The organism is Aurantibacter crassamenti, assembly GCF_016811105.1.
In the GTDB taxonomy this organism is placed as follows: domain Bacteria; phylum Bacteroidota; class Bacteroidia; order Flavobacteriales; family Flavobacteriaceae; genus Aurantibacter_A; species Aurantibacter_A crassamenti.
Genome location: NZ_JAFBGM010000002.1, coordinates 95,657 through 111,503, shown reverse-complemented (window position 1 = coordinate 111,503; position 15,847 = coordinate 95,657). Strand labels below are relative to the sequence as shown.

At 34.8% G+C, this 15,847-nt stretch carries 17 protein-coding genes; 9 read left to right on the top strand and 8 right to left on the bottom strand.

The window, feature by feature from the left end; all coding sequences use genetic code 11:
- Complete coding sequence (locus JQC67_RS13120; protein WP_203253379.1) at positions 1-387, bottom strand: acyl-CoA thioesterase; 387 nt, start codon at positions 385-387, stop codon at positions 1-3.
- Between the two features lie 287 nt (positions 388-674).
- On the opposite strand from JQC67_RS13120, the gene JQC67_RS13115 reads away from it, so the two are divergent.
- Positions 675-1,085 carry a glyoxalase gene (locus JQC67_RS13115; protein ID WP_203253378.1) on the top strand — a complete coding sequence of 137 codons (411 nt, stop codon included), beginning with the start codon at positions 675-677 and terminating at the stop codon, positions 1,083-1,085.
- Here JQC67_RS13115 and JQC67_RS13110 read toward each other — a convergent pair.
- A complete protein-coding gene (locus JQC67_RS13110) occupies positions 1,077-1,757 on the bottom strand; it encodes a DUF2461 domain-containing protein (protein ID WP_203253377.1) in 681 nt (226 codons plus the stop codon). The two genes, JQC67_RS13115 and JQC67_RS13110, sit on opposite strands and share 9 nt — an antisense overlap.
- Before the next feature lie 131 nt (positions 1,758-1,888).
- Between JQC67_RS13110 and epsC the strand changes: the two genes are divergently transcribed.
- Positions 1,889-2,680: a serine O-acetyltransferase EpsC gene (gene epsC / locus JQC67_RS13105; protein WP_203253376.1), complete on the top strand. Its 792-nt coding sequence runs from the start codon at positions 1,889-1,891 to the stop codon at positions 2,678-2,680.
- A complete protein-coding gene (cysM, locus tag JQC67_RS13100) occupies positions 2,673-3,557 on the top strand; it encodes a cysteine synthase CysM (RefSeq protein WP_203253375.1) in 885 nt (294 codons plus the stop codon). The genes epsC and cysM overlap by 8 nt, the downstream gene beginning before the upstream one ends.
- Here the strand turns inward: cysM and JQC67_RS13095 are convergent.
- Positions 3,554-4,351 carry a tRNA pseudouridine synthase A gene (locus JQC67_RS13095; RefSeq protein WP_203253374.1) on the bottom strand — a complete coding sequence of 266 codons (798 nt, stop codon included), beginning with the start codon at positions 4,349-4,351 and terminating at the stop codon, positions 3,554-3,556. The genes cysM and JQC67_RS13095 overlap by 4 nt on opposite strands.
- 76 nt (positions 4,352-4,427) lie before the next feature.
- On the opposite strand from JQC67_RS13095, the gene JQC67_RS13090 reads away from it, so the two are divergent.
- Positions 4,428-4,868, top strand: coding sequence for a hypothetical protein (locus JQC67_RS13090; protein ID WP_238934753.1), 441 nt, complete (start codon positions 4,428-4,430; stop codon positions 4,866-4,868).
- A gap of 167 nt (positions 4,869-5,035) precedes the next feature.
- Positions 5,036-5,515, top strand: a complete 480-nt coding sequence (locus JQC67_RS13085; RefSeq protein ID WP_203253373.1) for a hypothetical protein — start codon at positions 5,036-5,038, stop codon at positions 5,513-5,515.
- 83 nt (positions 5,516-5,598) lie between these two features.
- On the opposite strand, the gene JQC67_RS13080 is transcribed toward JQC67_RS13085, so the two are convergent.
- Positions 5,599-7,050: a spondin domain-containing protein gene (locus JQC67_RS13080; protein ID WP_203253372.1), complete on the bottom strand. Its 1,452-nt coding sequence runs from the start codon at positions 7,048-7,050 to the stop codon at positions 5,599-5,601.
- Between the two features lie 247 nt (positions 7,051-7,297).
- Here JQC67_RS13080 and JQC67_RS13075 point away from each other — a divergent pair, with 247 nt between their 5' ends.
- A complete protein-coding gene (locus JQC67_RS13075; protein WP_203253371.1) occupies positions 7,298-7,996 on the top strand; it encodes a response regulator transcription factor in 699 nt (232 codons plus the stop codon).
- Positions 7,993-9,489 carry a sensor histidine kinase gene (locus JQC67_RS13070; protein ID WP_203253370.1) on the top strand — a complete coding sequence of 499 codons (1,497 nt, stop codon included), beginning with the start codon at positions 7,993-7,995 and terminating at the stop codon, positions 9,487-9,489. Before JQC67_RS13075 ends, JQC67_RS13070 begins: the two co-directional genes overlap by 4 nt.
- Before the next feature lie 59 nt (positions 9,490-9,548).
- Here JQC67_RS13070 and JQC67_RS13065 read toward each other — a convergent pair whose 3' ends face one another.
- The 3 genes from JQC67_RS13065 to JQC67_RS13055 are packed head-to-tail and all read right to left on the bottom strand — an operon-like array spanning position 9,549 to position 12,680.
- Positions 9,549-11,021 (bottom strand): MoxR family ATPase, encoded by a 1,473-nt coding sequence (locus JQC67_RS13065; RefSeq protein WP_203253369.1) that lies wholly within the window; start codon positions 11,019-11,021, stop codon positions 9,549-9,551.
- A 15-nt stretch (positions 11,022-11,036) separates the two neighbouring features.
- Positions 11,037-11,483 (bottom strand): hypothetical protein, encoded by a 447-nt coding sequence (locus tag JQC67_RS13060; RefSeq protein ID WP_203253368.1) that lies wholly within the window; start codon positions 11,481-11,483, stop codon positions 11,037-11,039.
- A gap of 39 nt (positions 11,484-11,522) precedes the next feature.
- Positions 11,523-12,680, bottom strand: coding sequence for a vWA domain-containing protein (locus JQC67_RS13055; protein WP_203253367.1), 1,158 nt, complete (start codon positions 12,678-12,680; stop codon positions 11,523-11,525).
- A 128-nt stretch (positions 12,681-12,808) separates the two neighbouring features.
- Here JQC67_RS13055 and JQC67_RS13050 point away from each other — a divergent pair, with 128 nt between their 5' ends.
- Positions 12,809-13,627: a DUF1853 family protein gene (locus JQC67_RS13050; protein WP_203253366.1), complete on the top strand. Its 819-nt coding sequence runs from the start codon at positions 12,809-12,811 to the stop codon at positions 13,625-13,627.
- Between the two features lie 96 nt (positions 13,628-13,723).
- Positions 13,724-14,932, top strand: coding sequence for a DUF418 domain-containing protein (locus JQC67_RS13045; RefSeq protein ID WP_203253365.1), 1,209 nt, complete (start codon positions 13,724-13,726; stop codon positions 14,930-14,932).
- A 68-nt stretch (positions 14,933-15,000) separates the two neighbouring features.
- On the opposite strand, the gene JQC67_RS13040 is transcribed toward JQC67_RS13045, so the two are convergent.
- Positions 15,001-15,846: a DUF4249 domain-containing protein gene (locus tag JQC67_RS13040; protein ID WP_203253364.1), complete on the bottom strand. Its 846-nt coding sequence runs from the start codon at positions 15,844-15,846 to the stop codon at positions 15,001-15,003.
- Position 15,847: the final 1 nt, after the last annotated feature.

The window sequence follows — 15,847 nt, the reverse complement described above, 5'->3', positions numbered from 1 at the left end:
TTAAGCTAAACGGTCTTTAACAAATTCCACCTTAGTTTTGCCGTGTGGCACAGGTTTTCCACTAGCGTCTAGATTGACCATAATTATATTATCTACCATTAGAATAGTATCTCTGGTCATCATGTTACGTACTTCAGACTTCAAAGTCAATGATGTTTTGCCAAATTTTACAATTTCTATGCCTATTTCTACAACATCTCCTTGAACAGGAGCGCTAACAAAGTTTATTTCTGACATGTATTTGGTAACTATTTTTTTGTTTTCAAGCTGAACAATGCAGTAAAGAGCTGCTTCTTCGTCTATCCATGCTAATAATTTACCACCAAATAAAGTGCCGTTGGCATTTAAATCTTCTGGCTTAACCCATTTTCTTGTGTGAAATCTCATGCAGTATTCTTTATAAAATTATACTTGTTATTTGAGTTTGTAAATTTAGTGTAATTGGTGGGTAACTTATTCTTTTAAAAACAAAACATGCAATTATTGTCGCTTTTAAAGATTTTGGATATTGGCTAGTTGACTTATAAATATTTAAATCAATAGTTTAAATTAATCTATTAAACTACATAAAATCATATAGTTGCACCAATTGTTTATAACTCGGTTAAAATTCAAAAAGGTATGATGTTAAAAATAAATAGCGAATTAGGTATCTTTAACAAACTGCAGCAAAAATGAATAATCGAACCGAAAGTTTACTGAATATTCGTCCTGAAATTACAAATGTCAAAATATTTGAATCCATGACATTTGATGAAAATTTTCAGAATTCCACTTTAAGACCAGTTATTAAATTGCAGAACATGCTATTGGTAGCGGTTTTTAGAAATTATATACTAAAGCATAAGAATTCGTTTCACCAACTAGCAATTGAAAAACGATTGTTATTTATTGAAAATGCTATTCAAAAAGACATCAAATTTAGAAACGCCATTAAAGGAATGATTATTGGTCAATTCACTGTTGAAGAATATAGCATATACATTCAAAATTCATCAGCATTAAATAAGCGTATGATGCAAATGGTCATTGAACGGTTAAAAGATCAAGTGCAATTGCTTGAAGTTCAAGAAGTATTACCGTAGTAAAGATTCGCCGTTTAAATTTGTGGTTAAAATGTTGCTCATTAAGTCGAAAAAGGGCCTGATGGCAATAAATGCACTATTAATATCTTCTAAAAAATGTTCTGATAATACTTCGTCATCGCTAAAATATTTAGTGAAGATGTATTGTTTCTTTTTAATTAAGTCTATTGCTATATGTTCTTTATTAAAACCTTTTGGTGCAGTTTTTACTTCATCACCAACTAAGTCACCCCATTGTGTTTGTAAGGTTTTGTTAGCCAATATGGCTCTAAATTCATCTGCATCGGTTTCAAACTCTTTTCTAATCCGCAATAAATCTTCCTTATTGGGTTGCCAAAACCCAGTTGCAATAAAACTTTTCCCTGGTTCTATATGCACATAATACCCGCCTCTTAACTTGGCTCCGCTTCGTGTAAATGAACCTGCTAAGTTTGTTTTGTAGGGTGCTTTATTTTTAGAAAATCGAACATCTCTATAAATTCTAAAAACCTTTAATTTTTCAATTTCATCATGAACTGTTATTTTGTTATTCAAGCCCGACATAAAATCTTTAAAACCTGCTTCATGCCTTTTAAATTCGGCTTTGTGCTCAGCAAACCAATCTCGATTATTGTTCTTTTCAAGTTGTTTTAAAAAGCTAAAGGTTTCACTCGTAAGGCTTGTATTATTCATGCGTCTAAACTGATTTTATAATAAGATATTAGTGCTTTTTTGTTGTTATAAAGCATTCTTTAGCTAAAGTTAACCTTTTCAAGAGATATGTTTTGAATTTATAGTTAATTTTGAAATACAATATAAATTTTATGGATCGGCAGTCAGTTATTGATAGTATTAACAAACACAAGAAGCAACCTAATTTGCGTTTCGCCCTAAAAGAAAAGGTTGAATCTTTTACGAATCTCCTTTTTTACACGCTTTTTGATATTGACACTCCCGTTGATGAAAATCTAGATAAGTTAGCTGAAGAATTTGATGCTCTTGTACAATTAGCATGCTGGGAGGTTGATAAACCTTGTATAAAGCTGTGGGAGAATTATGTTGTTAAATTACCTGAAGTACTTGAAAGTCTCAATCTTGATGCAGAAGCCACGGTTAATTGTGATCCAGCCTCTTTGTCTATAGAAGAAGTATATATGGCCTATCCTGGCTTTTACGCAATAGCAATTTATAGATTGGCTCATGAATTATATTTAGCAGGTTTTCCATTAGTACCTAGGTTAATGACGGAATATGCACACAGACAAACTGGTGTTGATATAAACCCTGGTGCTCAAATTGGTAGTTCATTTCATGTTGACCATGGTACAGGTGTGGTTATTGGAGAAACTGCAATTATCAAGAATAATGTAAAAATCTATCAAGGTGTAACTTTAGGTGGACTTTATGTCGCTAAACATTTACAGAAAACGAAAAGGCATCCAACTATTGAAAATAACGTTACTATTTACGCAAATGCTACTATTTTAGGTGGTGAAACTGTAATTGGTGAAAATAGTATTATAGGAGGAAATGCATGGATTACGGCTTCAGTACCAGCTAATTCCACCGTTTTTCATACGCCAGAAATAAAAATTAAAACAATGCCGCATGCCTAATTCTATATTAGATTTAATAGGAAACACACCTTTGGTTGAATCAAAAGTGTTGAATAAAAACCCCAATGTTCGATTGTTTTTCAAATTAGAAGGACATAACCCTGGTGGTAGTGTTAAAGATCGTGCTGCATTTAATATGATTAAAAGCGGACTCGATGATGGTTCAATTGACAAAAATTCAAAGTTGATTGAGGCGACTAGCGGCAATACCGGAATTGCTTTAGCAATGATTGCGGGTATTTACGGACTAGATATTGAACTGGTAATGCCTGAAAACGCAACCAAAGAACGGGTGCAAACCATGCGAGCATATGGTGCAAAAGTTACCTTAACATCAGCAGATGCTGGTATTGAGGGTGCACGCGATTATGCAGAGGATAAAGTAGCTAAAGAAGGTATGTATATGATTAACCAGTTTTCGAATGATAATAACTGGAAAGCACACTATAAAACTACAGGGCCTGAAATTTGGAATGATACCAAAGGTGAAATCACTCATTTTGTTTCAGCAATGGGCACCACAGGTACTATTATGGGTACTTCTACTTATTTAAAGGAGCAAAATAGTAATGTGCAAATTGTTGGCGTACAACCTACAGATGGTAGTAGCATACCCGGAATCAGAAAATGGCCAGAAGAATATTTGCCAAAAATATTTGATAAAAGTAAAGTAGATCAAGTTTTAGAAGTTAGTAGAGATGAATCAATTGCTATGTCGAAAAGATTAGCTATTGAAGAAGGTATTTTCTCAGGAATGAGTAGTGGCGGCGCGGCAACTGCAGCTTTGCGGTTGGCAGAAACATTAACTGAAGGTACAATTGTGTCTATTGTATGCGACCGTGGTGATCGTTACCTCTCCTCTAACCTATTCGATTAATTTTTCTCGTCTTTAAAGTCTAATTGATTTAAAAGTAGACCTGATCCAGGTGCAACATAGGTGAACTGAACATTGCTTGGTTGTGATAATGATTCTTCTATTGTGGCAAAGTCAATTTCACCTTTTCCCAATTGAATTAATGCGCCCATAATCATTCGTACTTGATAGCGAACAAAACCTTCTGCCTCAATGTGTAATGCAAAACTTGTATCTGGGAAAAAATTAGCTTTCAATAAATTATTCTCAATAATATAGCAAGAAGTGACTTTCCTAATATTATCCTTTTCTTTTCCTTGTTTTACGGTGAATGCCGAGAAATCATTTAGACCTTCAAAGAGTTTTGCAGCTTGCTGCATTAATTCAAGATTTAACTGTTCTTGAACGTTTGTAATAAATGGTGCTGCAAAAGGATGATTCTTGTCTCCAAAAGAAAATAAGTATACATATTCTTTTGATTTTACATCCTTTATAATATTAAAGTCTTTAATTCGATCTGTTATGCTAATTATCTTTATATCAGATGGTAAGTTTAAATTGAATAGAGTTTTAAAGGCGTCTATATCGGTTAGGGGCTCTCCTTCTAAAAAAAGTTCAAAAGCAGCATTCAATGCTGAAACTTTTGCATCTGTTCTACCAGCACCTAGTATTTTAAGCTTTCGTTCAGGTAAGATAAATTTTAAGGTTTTTAAAAGCATACTCTCAACTGTTTTTTGATTTGGCTGCTTTTGCCATCCGCTATAGCGAAAACCAAGAAACTGTATTCGAATTAAATAATAACTGTACTTCTTATTCATAAAAACTGAATTTGGGTAAAATCGAAACTAATTCTTTTTTTGTATTTTGTAGGAAGAATTATAAATTAAAGACCAAATGATGGAAAATACTTCACGAATAAGACCACCAGTTTGGTTTTGGGTAATCAGTGTAATAGCGCTTTTATGGAATTTAATGGGTGTTTTTGCTTATTTAGCAGATGCCTATATATCAGTTGAAGACCTCACAGCCATGACACAAGCACAACGTGAACTTCATGAATCAAGACCAGCATGGGTTACAGCGGCTTACGCAATTGCTGTATGGGGTGGTGTTCTTGGTTGTATTTTATTATTGTTGCGAAAAAAAATTGCTAGACCTATTATATTGATTTCGCTATTGGGTGTAATTGCGCAACAGGTATATATCGCTTTTCTTAGTAATACCTTTGAAATTTATGGGTCTGAAGCATTATGGTTACCTATTGTTATCTTAATATTTGCGGTAGCATTGGTAATATTCGCTAAATTGGCGCACTCAAAAAATTGGTTGACATAAATTTCAATTTTCACTTAATTATTTAATAGGCTTCAGACGATAAATAGTACTACTTTAGTATGAAATCTTACATTTATGCGCTTTGTCGAAAAAATAAAATAAACGAAATATGGACACGTTTTCTAAATTGAACAATAGGGTTCCCCAAGCCTCTTAACTTAATTACTATGAATTCAATTTTACGTATATTTCCTTGGAAGCGGATATTAAAAATGACCTTGGCAGTCTTGGCATTATTAATTGTTTTCAATTTTTATGGATTGTACACCAATCAGTTTTACTTCTTCAAGTTTGACAACTATATTTTTCCAGCTTTAACTTTAGTTCATTTTGGATTTCTATATGTATTGTGGTTTAAAATTAAAGAGGAGGAAATTGCAGATCCCAAAATGCGAAATTTAGAATATGCATTATACGCTATTTGTGTGGTGTATGTGTTCAAATTTTTTGATACTCTGGCTATACTATTTAGTTACGGACAATATGAAAACCACGTTATACCAGGAACCTTTATTCCGGTTGGCTTATTAATATTGACATTGTATATCATCTTAATAGGATTAACATTGCTTGCTTTTAAATATCGAAAAGATAAGGTTGGTGCCTACGAGTTTGATGATATGAATCACATTGATTCTTGGGAATAATAAAAAACAATACTATTCTTAGTAAAATAAATAAGGCCTTGCTACATGCAAGGCCTTATTTGTTCAGTATAATTATGTTTCAATTAATTTACTTCAATACTAATCGCTACTATGTTGTAACCGCCTCTTAAATCTGGATGACCTACAACGCCTTCATAAGATTGAATACTACCTTTTCCGAATTGTACATCATCAATTTCCATTACTCTTCTAATGCTATTGTTATCATCTGCCGCTCCGGTATTAGGTCCTGCTTGAAAAGGTGCTTGATCCATACCTAAACCTACTGGTTGATCATATTCGGTACCCGCATCATACAAATAGGCCTGTTGTGTAATTTCTGTTCCAGTTCTTGGTGAACCATCACCATTAAATAAATGATAGCCTGCATTATTTGTAGCCATAAACCAGTCATTACTAAATACAAACATTGTATTAAAACCTAATTTAGAACCTACGGGCGCTTCTAATGTAAAAGTTAGACTTCCGCCTGGTCCTACAGGCATCATTTCATTACTTTGAGCTGCAGGTAGCGCTAACGTATTTGTAATGTAATCATACATAACACTTGTATTACCATCTTCTGCAGATTCTTCAATTCCACTACCCGCCATAGCTTGTTCTCCTTGTGTAAATACTGGGTCTGATTCATCGTTAAATGCATAAACTATACCTGGCGCTAATACAGTAAATGATGAAGATAAACGTAAAGGTGATCCTGAATCACATGTTGCGGTTAGCCACTCATATATATGAGTTGGGTTTCCTCTTAATGCAATTTCTGCTAGACCATGACCTGCATCAGGAAATCCCGGTTCAAATAAAGCATTATCCTGTGCATGCACAACCGCTATACCTGGAGTAATTATAATAGGATCTGTTTCTACTTTATTACCTCTTACATTCTCAATTTTTAATGAAAATGTCATGGTTTCTTCATTATAAGAAAGATATACACTAATAAATTTGGCTACATCAGTAGTTACAATGCGTACCGTATTATCTGGGTCAGGTTCACCTGCAGTAGCGCCATCCGGAGCTGTGGTAAAAGTGGCCGGGTCCTCTTTTTCTACTCCTGCATCCCACAAATAGACTTGATCTGTTACATCGCCGGTTACGGGTGCACCATTTTCAAACAAGGCGATTCCCTCGGCTTTTGGCGCAAAAAACCAATCATTAGATGCTGCTGACATGGTAGCAAAACTAACTCTGCCTCCTGGGGCTGCAGCTTTAAGATCGATAGTAAAAAAACAACCCGCATCAGGAACAGGACCGGGTTCGGTGGCTGTATTATCCATATTAAATACGGTGGCACTTAAATATTGAACAACATTTTTAATGGTAATGTTAAATGACATTGTTTCGGTTTCCATTGCAATTTCTTCTTCAGCAACGGATTCGGGTTCTGTTTTTGCTTCCGGTTCAACTTGTTGCGTTTCTGCGACAGTTTCAATAGGCGTATCTTCATCACAAGAATAAAGTAATGCAATTACTGCAATCACGAGTAAGCTTCGAAATGTTCTAAAGTTTTTCATTTTCAATTGTTTTTAAGATTATTTCTACAAACTAACTACTCTAAGAACTTGTCTGAGTCACAAAAAAGTAAACTTCTGTAGCAGCTTTGTTAGGGTTTTGTGACCTTCTCGACTATAAAACAGGTGTTTTTACTAGTTTAACTTCCTAAAGCATGTGATTTTATTATAATAATGTACCTTTTATCTTTTATGAGATGCTTGTGATACCTATGTGATACTTTTTAACTTCTTTCGTAATCAATTAATTATGAAGCAAATACTTATAATAGAAGACGATCCAGAAATCATTAAACTTCTGGAAATTCACTTGACTGATTTAATCTATACCACTTCTAAAGCTACAGATGGTGCTCTAGGTTTGAATATGGCATTAGAGAATGACTATGACCTTATCATTCTTGATTTAACATTACCTTCTATGGATGGTATTGAAGTTTGCAAACGGCTTAGGGCAAGTAAGAACACGCCTATTATTATGCTTACGGCTAAATCTGAAGAAATAGATCGGGTGCTTGGCTTAGAAATTGGTGCTGATGATTATATCACCAAACCCTTTAGTATTCGAGAGCTTTTGGCTAGAATTAAAGCGGTGATGCGTAGAACGGAAGTGAAAAAGTCAAGTATTAAAGATTCTGCTTCCATTTTAGTTGAAGGTTTGAAGATTAATATTGAAAAAAGAAAGGTCTTATTAAATGAGCAGCGCATCGACCTTTCTCCTAAGGAGTTTGAATTATTGGTTTTGATGGCTTCGAACCCTGGTCGGAATTATACACGTACGGAATTACTGAATATTATTTGGGGTTATAATTTTGAAGGTTATGAACATACCGTTAATTCACATATAAACCGTTTACGTGCTAAAATTGAGTCTGATATGGCGAACCCAACTTTTATTTTAACCACTTGGGGTGTTGGGTATAAATTTAATGAAGATATTGTTTTATGAGCTCGGTAGAAAAAACTTTAACACCCAAATTAATTAAGAAACTTTGGGCCGCATTTATTCTTTTGGTGCTACTCATGGGTGCTTCCTATATTTTTATTGCAAGCTATTTTGCAAATAAACATAATCAAGAAACAACACAGCGTTTGAATGCTGATGTTGCAAATCATGTAATAGCAGAGAAGTTTCAGAATGATTCACCATTTTTAGAAGATGGTAGTGTAAATAAAGAATTGTTTGGTGATTTAATGCATGATATGATGGCCGTTAACCAAGGCATCGAAGTGTATTTGCTCAATGAAACTGGTGAAATTTTGTATTCTGTGGTACTGGATCATGATGCAGGTGCCCCAACTAAAAGTGTATCATTAGAACCTATTAAAACTTTTATAGCGACAAAAGGCAATGAATTTGTTTTAGGTGATGATCCTAGAGATATTAAAGAACAGAAGATTTTTTCTGCTGCTCCCTACTCCGTTGATGGCAGAAATGGATTTATGTACATCGTACTTGCGGGTAAAAAATTTCAAGAGGTAAGTGATAATTTACTGGGACAGTATTTTGCGAAGCTGGGTACAGGCGCAACCCTTCTTGCCATGTTGTTTACAGCAATTATTGGTTTATTGGCTATTTGGTTTTTAACGAAAAACCTTCGGTTAATTACAAGTACCGTTCGTAAGTTTCAAGAGGGTGATTTAAACGCTAGAATTGAAAATCCTGATAAATCTGATATCGCCATTTTTGCCAATTCATTTAATGAAATGGCAGATTCTATTGTTGGCAATATGGATAAAATGCAATCGGTTGATTTACTTCGTAGAGAACTAATTGCAAATGTGTCGCACGATTTACGTACGCCTTTGGCTATTTTAAAAGGATATATCGAAACCCTTCAAATGAAAAGGGATACACTCACCGAAACTGAAAAAGACGAATATTTACAAATTACACATGATAACGTAGACCGACTTTCAAAACTGATCAATCAATTGTTTGAGTATTCTAAGCTTGAAGCTGAACAGGTTGTACCGGTTAAAGAACCCTTTTCAATTACAGAACTTTCATATGATCTAATTGCAAAATTTAAGGTGCTGGCCGAGAAAAAGGAGATTAGTCTTGAGCTTGAAAATCCTAAAGAAAATTGCATGGTATTTGCTGATGTTAGCCTTGTTGAACGTGCACTTCAAAATCTGATTGAGAATGCTTTAAAATATACAGAGCCTAAGGGTAAAGTAACATTATCCCTAAAAAAAGAAGGAAAGAATATTGAAATAAACATTACAGATACCGGTACCGGAATTCCTGTAAATGAACAACCATTTATTTTCGACCGTTATAAGCAAGTTGATAAAAGTGCTAAAAAACAAGGTTCGGGTCTGGGACTAGCAATTGTAAAGAAAATCATGGAATTGCATGATACCACCATTACAGTTTTAAGTAAACCAAAAGAAGGAAGTTCATTTATTTTCAACCTTCCATCTTATCAACAAGCCTAAGGGGAATTAATTGCTATGAAAAAAGCCCTTCGATAATTCGAAGGGCTTTTTTTTATTTGTTACAATCCACTAATATAATTGCCATACAAGTCATTGAATTGCATGCCTTCTGCAAATCGTTGTTTGCTTAACTTTTTATAAGCAACTAAGCCCCAAATTAAAAGTTCTTTTAAAAAGTATATATCTTCTTTCGGAAAATCGGGTTGATGCTCTTTTATTAAAATGCTCAATTCCGGAATACCATCCAATGCTCGTTTGTATTCTTCATCGGTAAAATCATCTAACAATTCAAACCCTTCACTTTCTTGAAAAAACCAGGATAATAAATTGTCATAAGGCGTTACCGCATCTTTACGTTCTAATTTATTTATCGGTGGAAAATATAACGGAAACAATACTTTCACCGCATCATCAATTAAGATTTCTGCAACACCATCAGCACCTTCTTGCTCACCTTCGTACACCAATTCAATTTTACCTGTAATGGCTGGTATTACACCCATAAAATCACTTAAACGAACAATGGTTTTATCAGCTCCGGTTAGTAAAGCCCTGCGTTCTGCGGTGCTCAATAAATTTTCAAATGCTGTTATACTTGTTCGTGCACTTACGCCACTTTTAGCATCTACATATTCACTTTCACGAGCCGAAAAACTAATCTGCTCTAACAAATCTTTTGCTAAATCTGGTACATATACCACATCGGTTTGTCGCGGATCTAATTTCGATTCTTGTTCTGTAATTTTTCGAGCCGTTTCAATATCATCAGGGTAATGCGTTAGTATCTGCGATCCAATTCTATCTTTTAAAGGCGTAACAATACTGCCTCTATTGGTATAATCTTCTGGGTTTGCTGTAAAAACAAATTGTAAATCAAGTGGTAATCTCAATTTAAATCCTCGAATTTGAATATCACCTTCTTCTAAAATATTAAACAAGGAAACCTGAATTCTTGCCTGTAAATCGGGCAGTTCATTAATAACAAAAATACATCGGTTCGCACGCGGAATCATTCCGAAGTGAATCACACGGTCATCAGCATATGACAATTTTAAATTTGCTGCTTTTATCGGATCTACATCACCTATTAAATCTGCTACGGTAACATCAGGTGTCGCTAGTTTCTCATAAAACCGATCATCACGATGCAGCCAAGTAATAGGCGTGTCATCACCTTTTTCTTTGATTAACTCTGTTGCATATCGTGACATTGGTGCCAGTGGGTCATCGTTAATTTCAGAACCACCCACTACCGGAATATATTCATCCAACAAATTCACCATCAACCGTGCAAGTCTTGTTTTAGCCTGCCCTCGTAATCCTAATAAATTAATATTATGGCGTGAAAGAATTGCGCGTTCAAGCTCTGGAATTACGGAGTCTTCATAACCCCAAACTCCTTTAAAACTATCTGTACCTGCTTTTATATTTTCGCGAAGGTTATCACGCAATTCATCTTTAATGCTCTTGCTTTGATACCCCGCCTTTTTTAATTCTTTTAATGTGGTAATCTCTGTATGTTTCAAATTCATAAGCTTTTTTTGCAATTATTTTTTTAAAATAGGAATTGTTTGTTTTAGTTCTATCGGATTCTTAACCCGCACTTGAATATTCAGATACTCCCATTTTCCATTTATTTTTTCTGCTAACACGTCCATATTAGAACGAATCTTTATCTCTTTTTTATCGCCTCGTACCCCAATGGTTATGGCCACAGAATCTCCTGTTTTAGAATACCCAACCGAACCTTCTATCATATCAAATGTGTGCATAGGTTCTAACTCGCCCAATAAAGCAATTATTTTAGGGTCCTTTTTAGCAATTGCCAATGCGCCTTCTGCTATTTCGGGTTCTGCATATGCCTTTGCCAAATAGGCCAGATTTCGCGGTAATTCTTTAGGTAAAGTTGAAATAAATAAACCCAAGCAAATTAAAAACACCAATAGAAACCATGTTCGCTTTTTCTGATACCAAGTCCTATTGTGTGTACCCATTTTGTTTTAGTCTACTATTTAGACTTATAGTTAATTCAGTTACTTCAATCGTTTTCTTCTATTGCTTTCATAATCTTCAAAAATCATTTCGCCCAATCCTTTTAAACCTGTAAAAAAGGCTTTTCCCTTATTGGCTTCTGTAAATTCACGAATAAATTTCATCAGATAAGGATCTTGCGCAATCATAAAAGTCGTAATCGGTATGTGTAACTTTCGTGCTTGCCGCGCCATGTTGTAACATTTCTCAACAATGTAATCATCTAAGCCAACACTGTTTTTATAATAGGTACCATCGGGTAATCGCAAACAACTGGGTTTACCATCGGTTATCATAAAAATTTGCTTGTTGGTATTCCGCTTTCTTCGCAACATATCCATCGCCAATTGTAAACCAGCAACGGTATTGGTATGATACGGACCTACTTTCAAATACGGTAATTCTTTAATAGATATGGGCCAAGCATCGTTACCAAAAACTAAAATATCTAAAGTATCTTTTGGGTAGCGCGTGGTAATTAATTCTGCCAAAGCCATGGCAACTTTTTTCGCTGGCGTTATACGATCTTCACCATATAAAATCATACTATGGCTAATGTCAATCATCAGAATAGTACTCATCTGAGCTTTGTGCTGCGTGTCTTCAACTACCAGATCATTTTCATCTAAATGAAAACTACCAATACCGTGATTAATTTGCGCATTTTTCAAGCTCTCGGTCATTGATATGTTTTCTAGACCATCGCCATAGCGGTATTCGCGCATATCACCGGTATGCTCATCACCCTGACCAGATTTTCCTGTTTTATGATTCCCGGCACCACTCCTTTTTAGCTTACCAAAAATTTGATCTAATGCATGTTGGCGAATTATGCGTTCCATTTTGGCGGTAATTGAAATAACCCCCTTTTTGGTTTCGTCGCCTTCTTCCCCATCTTCACCTGCACCATCAGGGTCATCTTCAAATTCTTCTTGAATAAATCCTTTTTCTTTTAACTCTTCTATAAAGTCATCAATGGTATAGGCATCAGTCGTTAATTCATACTCTTTATCTAATTCGCGAAGCCAATCAATGGCCTCATCAAAATCGCCTGATGTATGTGTGATTAACTCTTGAAAAATATCAAAAAGTTTTTCGAATGGCGTTTGCTCTGGAGCCTCATAAGGTGTAAACCGAAACCCTTGTCTTGTCATTGTCATACATTAAAATTAAGACATTTGAATTTGTCTAAGTTCCTTTTTAGGAAAACTTAACGTTCGTCATTTTAGTAGTGTACAGTTGCTTTGGTCGGTATAATTGCTGTAAATTAACAAACTCAGTTTACTACATGCAAAACCATTTTCTTGAAAAACAATGTGCCGGATTCTTAAACACGCCACCCCTATGGGCTAAGGACCAATTTGGCATGCATCAATTTGAGTTTCCTACTATTGATTTAACTGATTTCTCCCCTACTCCTATTCCGCAAAATATCCGTTTGGGCCATCAAATTGAATATATCTGTAAACAGTTTTTAGACCACTCAAAGCGTTATGAGGTGTTAGTACATAATCTTCCTATTTATAAGGATAAACAAACGCTTGGTGAAATTGATTTTATACTAAAGGATGTAAGTACTGAACAATTTATTCATGTAGAGTTGACGTATAAATTTTATATCATGAATCCGGATATCACAGAACCTATTCACAGTTTAATTGGGCCAAATAAGCGGGATGCCTTTTTCGCTAAAATGGAAAAAATAAAAAACAAACAATATCAATTACTACACTCGGTTGAAGGGGCTCATGCACTAAAAGAAATTGGTATCGATCATACAAACATTGAACATCAAACGTGTTTTAAAGGCCAAGTATTTAAAAAGTATGGTGCTGCTAGTACATCAATGCATCCATTAAATCAAGATTGTATTTGTGGTTATTGGCTGCGGTTAGATGAATTTAAAGGGGAAGAATTCAGAGCTTTTCAATTTTATATTCCTTCTAAATCGGAATGGGTTATGCAACCCCATGAGAAGGCAAAATGGACCTCACGCAAAAATATAATTGAAGCTATTACCATTCAAATGCTACAAAAAAAAGCACCCATGGTGTGGATGAAAAAATCAACTACTGATTTTGAAAAGTTCTTTGTGGTTTGGTGGTAATGCGTTGGTATACAAGCAACAACAATTTTCACTAACTTTTATTTAGTATCTTTCAAAAACAAATAATCGCTGTTCCCTCTTCATATTTCTTACAGCATGAGTACACTAAAAACACCAAGAATCACCATTATTGATTCATTACGAGGGCTTGCCTTAGCCGGAATTTTAATTTGCCATATGGTTGAAAACTATTTTGGCTCTATTCAACCCACTGAATTTACAACTGCGGTAAATAGTTCTGCTATTGACAGTATTATTGATGGTGCCGTTTCCTTTTTTCTTCGCGGAAAATTCATTGCCTTATTTTCCTTTTTGTTTGGTTTAAGTTTCTTTATTCAAATGGATAATGGAGCCAAAAAAGGTGGTAATTATGGCATTCGATTTTTATGGAGACTTGTTATTTTATTAGGTATCGGGTATGTGCACAGCCTTTTTTATCGTGGCGATATTTTAACCATTTATGCTTTTCTCGGTATTTTCTTAATTCCGTTTTATAAAATTCAAAACAAATGGATTTTAGGTTTGGCTGCGCTACTTTTTTTAGGTTTGGGTAGATATGTGATTTTTGCTATTACGGGTGGTGATCGTATTTTTGGTGGTCCGTTTATTATAGATCCAGGGGCTGCTTGGGTTCTGGAATACTATGAGGTTATTAAAAATGGTTCGCTTTTAGATGTTTTTGAGGCAAATTCAATTAGCGGACATATAAATAAAATTGAATATCAATTCGGATTTTTCGGTAGAGGCTATTATACGTTTGCCTTTTTCTTAATCGGACTATATACCGGCCGTAGCGAATTCTTTAAAAACTTTAATGAACGAAAAAAGTTGACTAAAAAAGTACTTATCTGGGCTTCTGTAATTCTGCTAATTTCATTCGGGCTAGTGGCATTTATATTCTCTATGTTGGGTGAAAATGTACAATTCAACACTTGGTTATCTATGTTAGGCCTTACTGCTTTTGAAATTTCAAATATGGCCATGACCTTTATTTGGATAGCCTTATTTGTTATGCTTTACCGAAAAATAAAGGGTGAAAAAATATTGGAGAATTTAGCACCATACGGTAGAATGGCATTAACTAATTATGTGCTGCAGAGTATTATTGGAACTTTTTTGTTGTATGGTTGGGGACTTGGTTATCTTGGGAAACTGACGAATTTGTATACCTTTTTAATTGCATTGGTTTTAATCGGAATTCAAGTTTGGGGCAGCAAAATATGGTTACGCTATTTTTATTATGGTCCGTTAGAATGGCTTTGGCGTTGTCTTACTTTTTTCAAAGTCTTCCCGATGAAAAAATAAATAGTAGCACAAAAAAAGTGGATTATCCCCCGAAAGAAATAATCCACTTTAAACACTACAATCAATTTTTATTCAAAGGTATAACTGAACTTATTCACTTCAGTTAATCTGAAATACCCATGTGCATAATTTTCAGGGTTGGTTAGATTCACGCAATTGCCTTTTACCGCAACAGGTGTAGCTTCAAATAGTCCTGAGCCTCCAATCTGACCAATCAATATTTCTAAATAGTCTTTATAAGGCGTTGAAATCGCTGACATTTCTACATCCACAATATCACCGGGTTGAAAAGATTCTAATTCATCGGTTTCTTCATCATCAAACAGTTCGATCCACCAATCAATTTCATTTCCATTTACAAATCGATCGTCACCAATTTCTAATGTAGGTAGCAAATCACCTTGATTCTGAAACTTAAAAAATACATTATTTCCTTCCTCAGGTGGGTCTTGAAAAACAACATGTAATTCTATATCCTCATCACTAAAACCATCTTCTATGCCCTGATAAATATTCAAAATTTCTGGGACTGGATTTAAAGTTTCGGTAGCAGTATAAGCTTCTCCGTTATAAATAACTTCTAAAGTAAACGACTGATTCAAAACCGGCACAAATTCATCTGTGGTATAATCGCCATTGTTCTGGTCAACAAATACAAACTGTGAATTGTCAGCATCATTAGTTACGGTTACGGTAGCACCGGTAACGGCCGTGTTAGTGTTGGTTTCAAAAAATGGTGTAGACGTGCGTAAAGAAATAGTTTGATCATTGCCCGCTGTTCCTTTTTCCCAATCTAAAGATGCTTCAATTACCAATCGGGTTTCCGCTGTTTGTACGGGTACATCAATAACATCGCTACATGATGCGAACGCAACTACTACAAATAGTACTGTTAGTTTTATATAGTTTTTCATC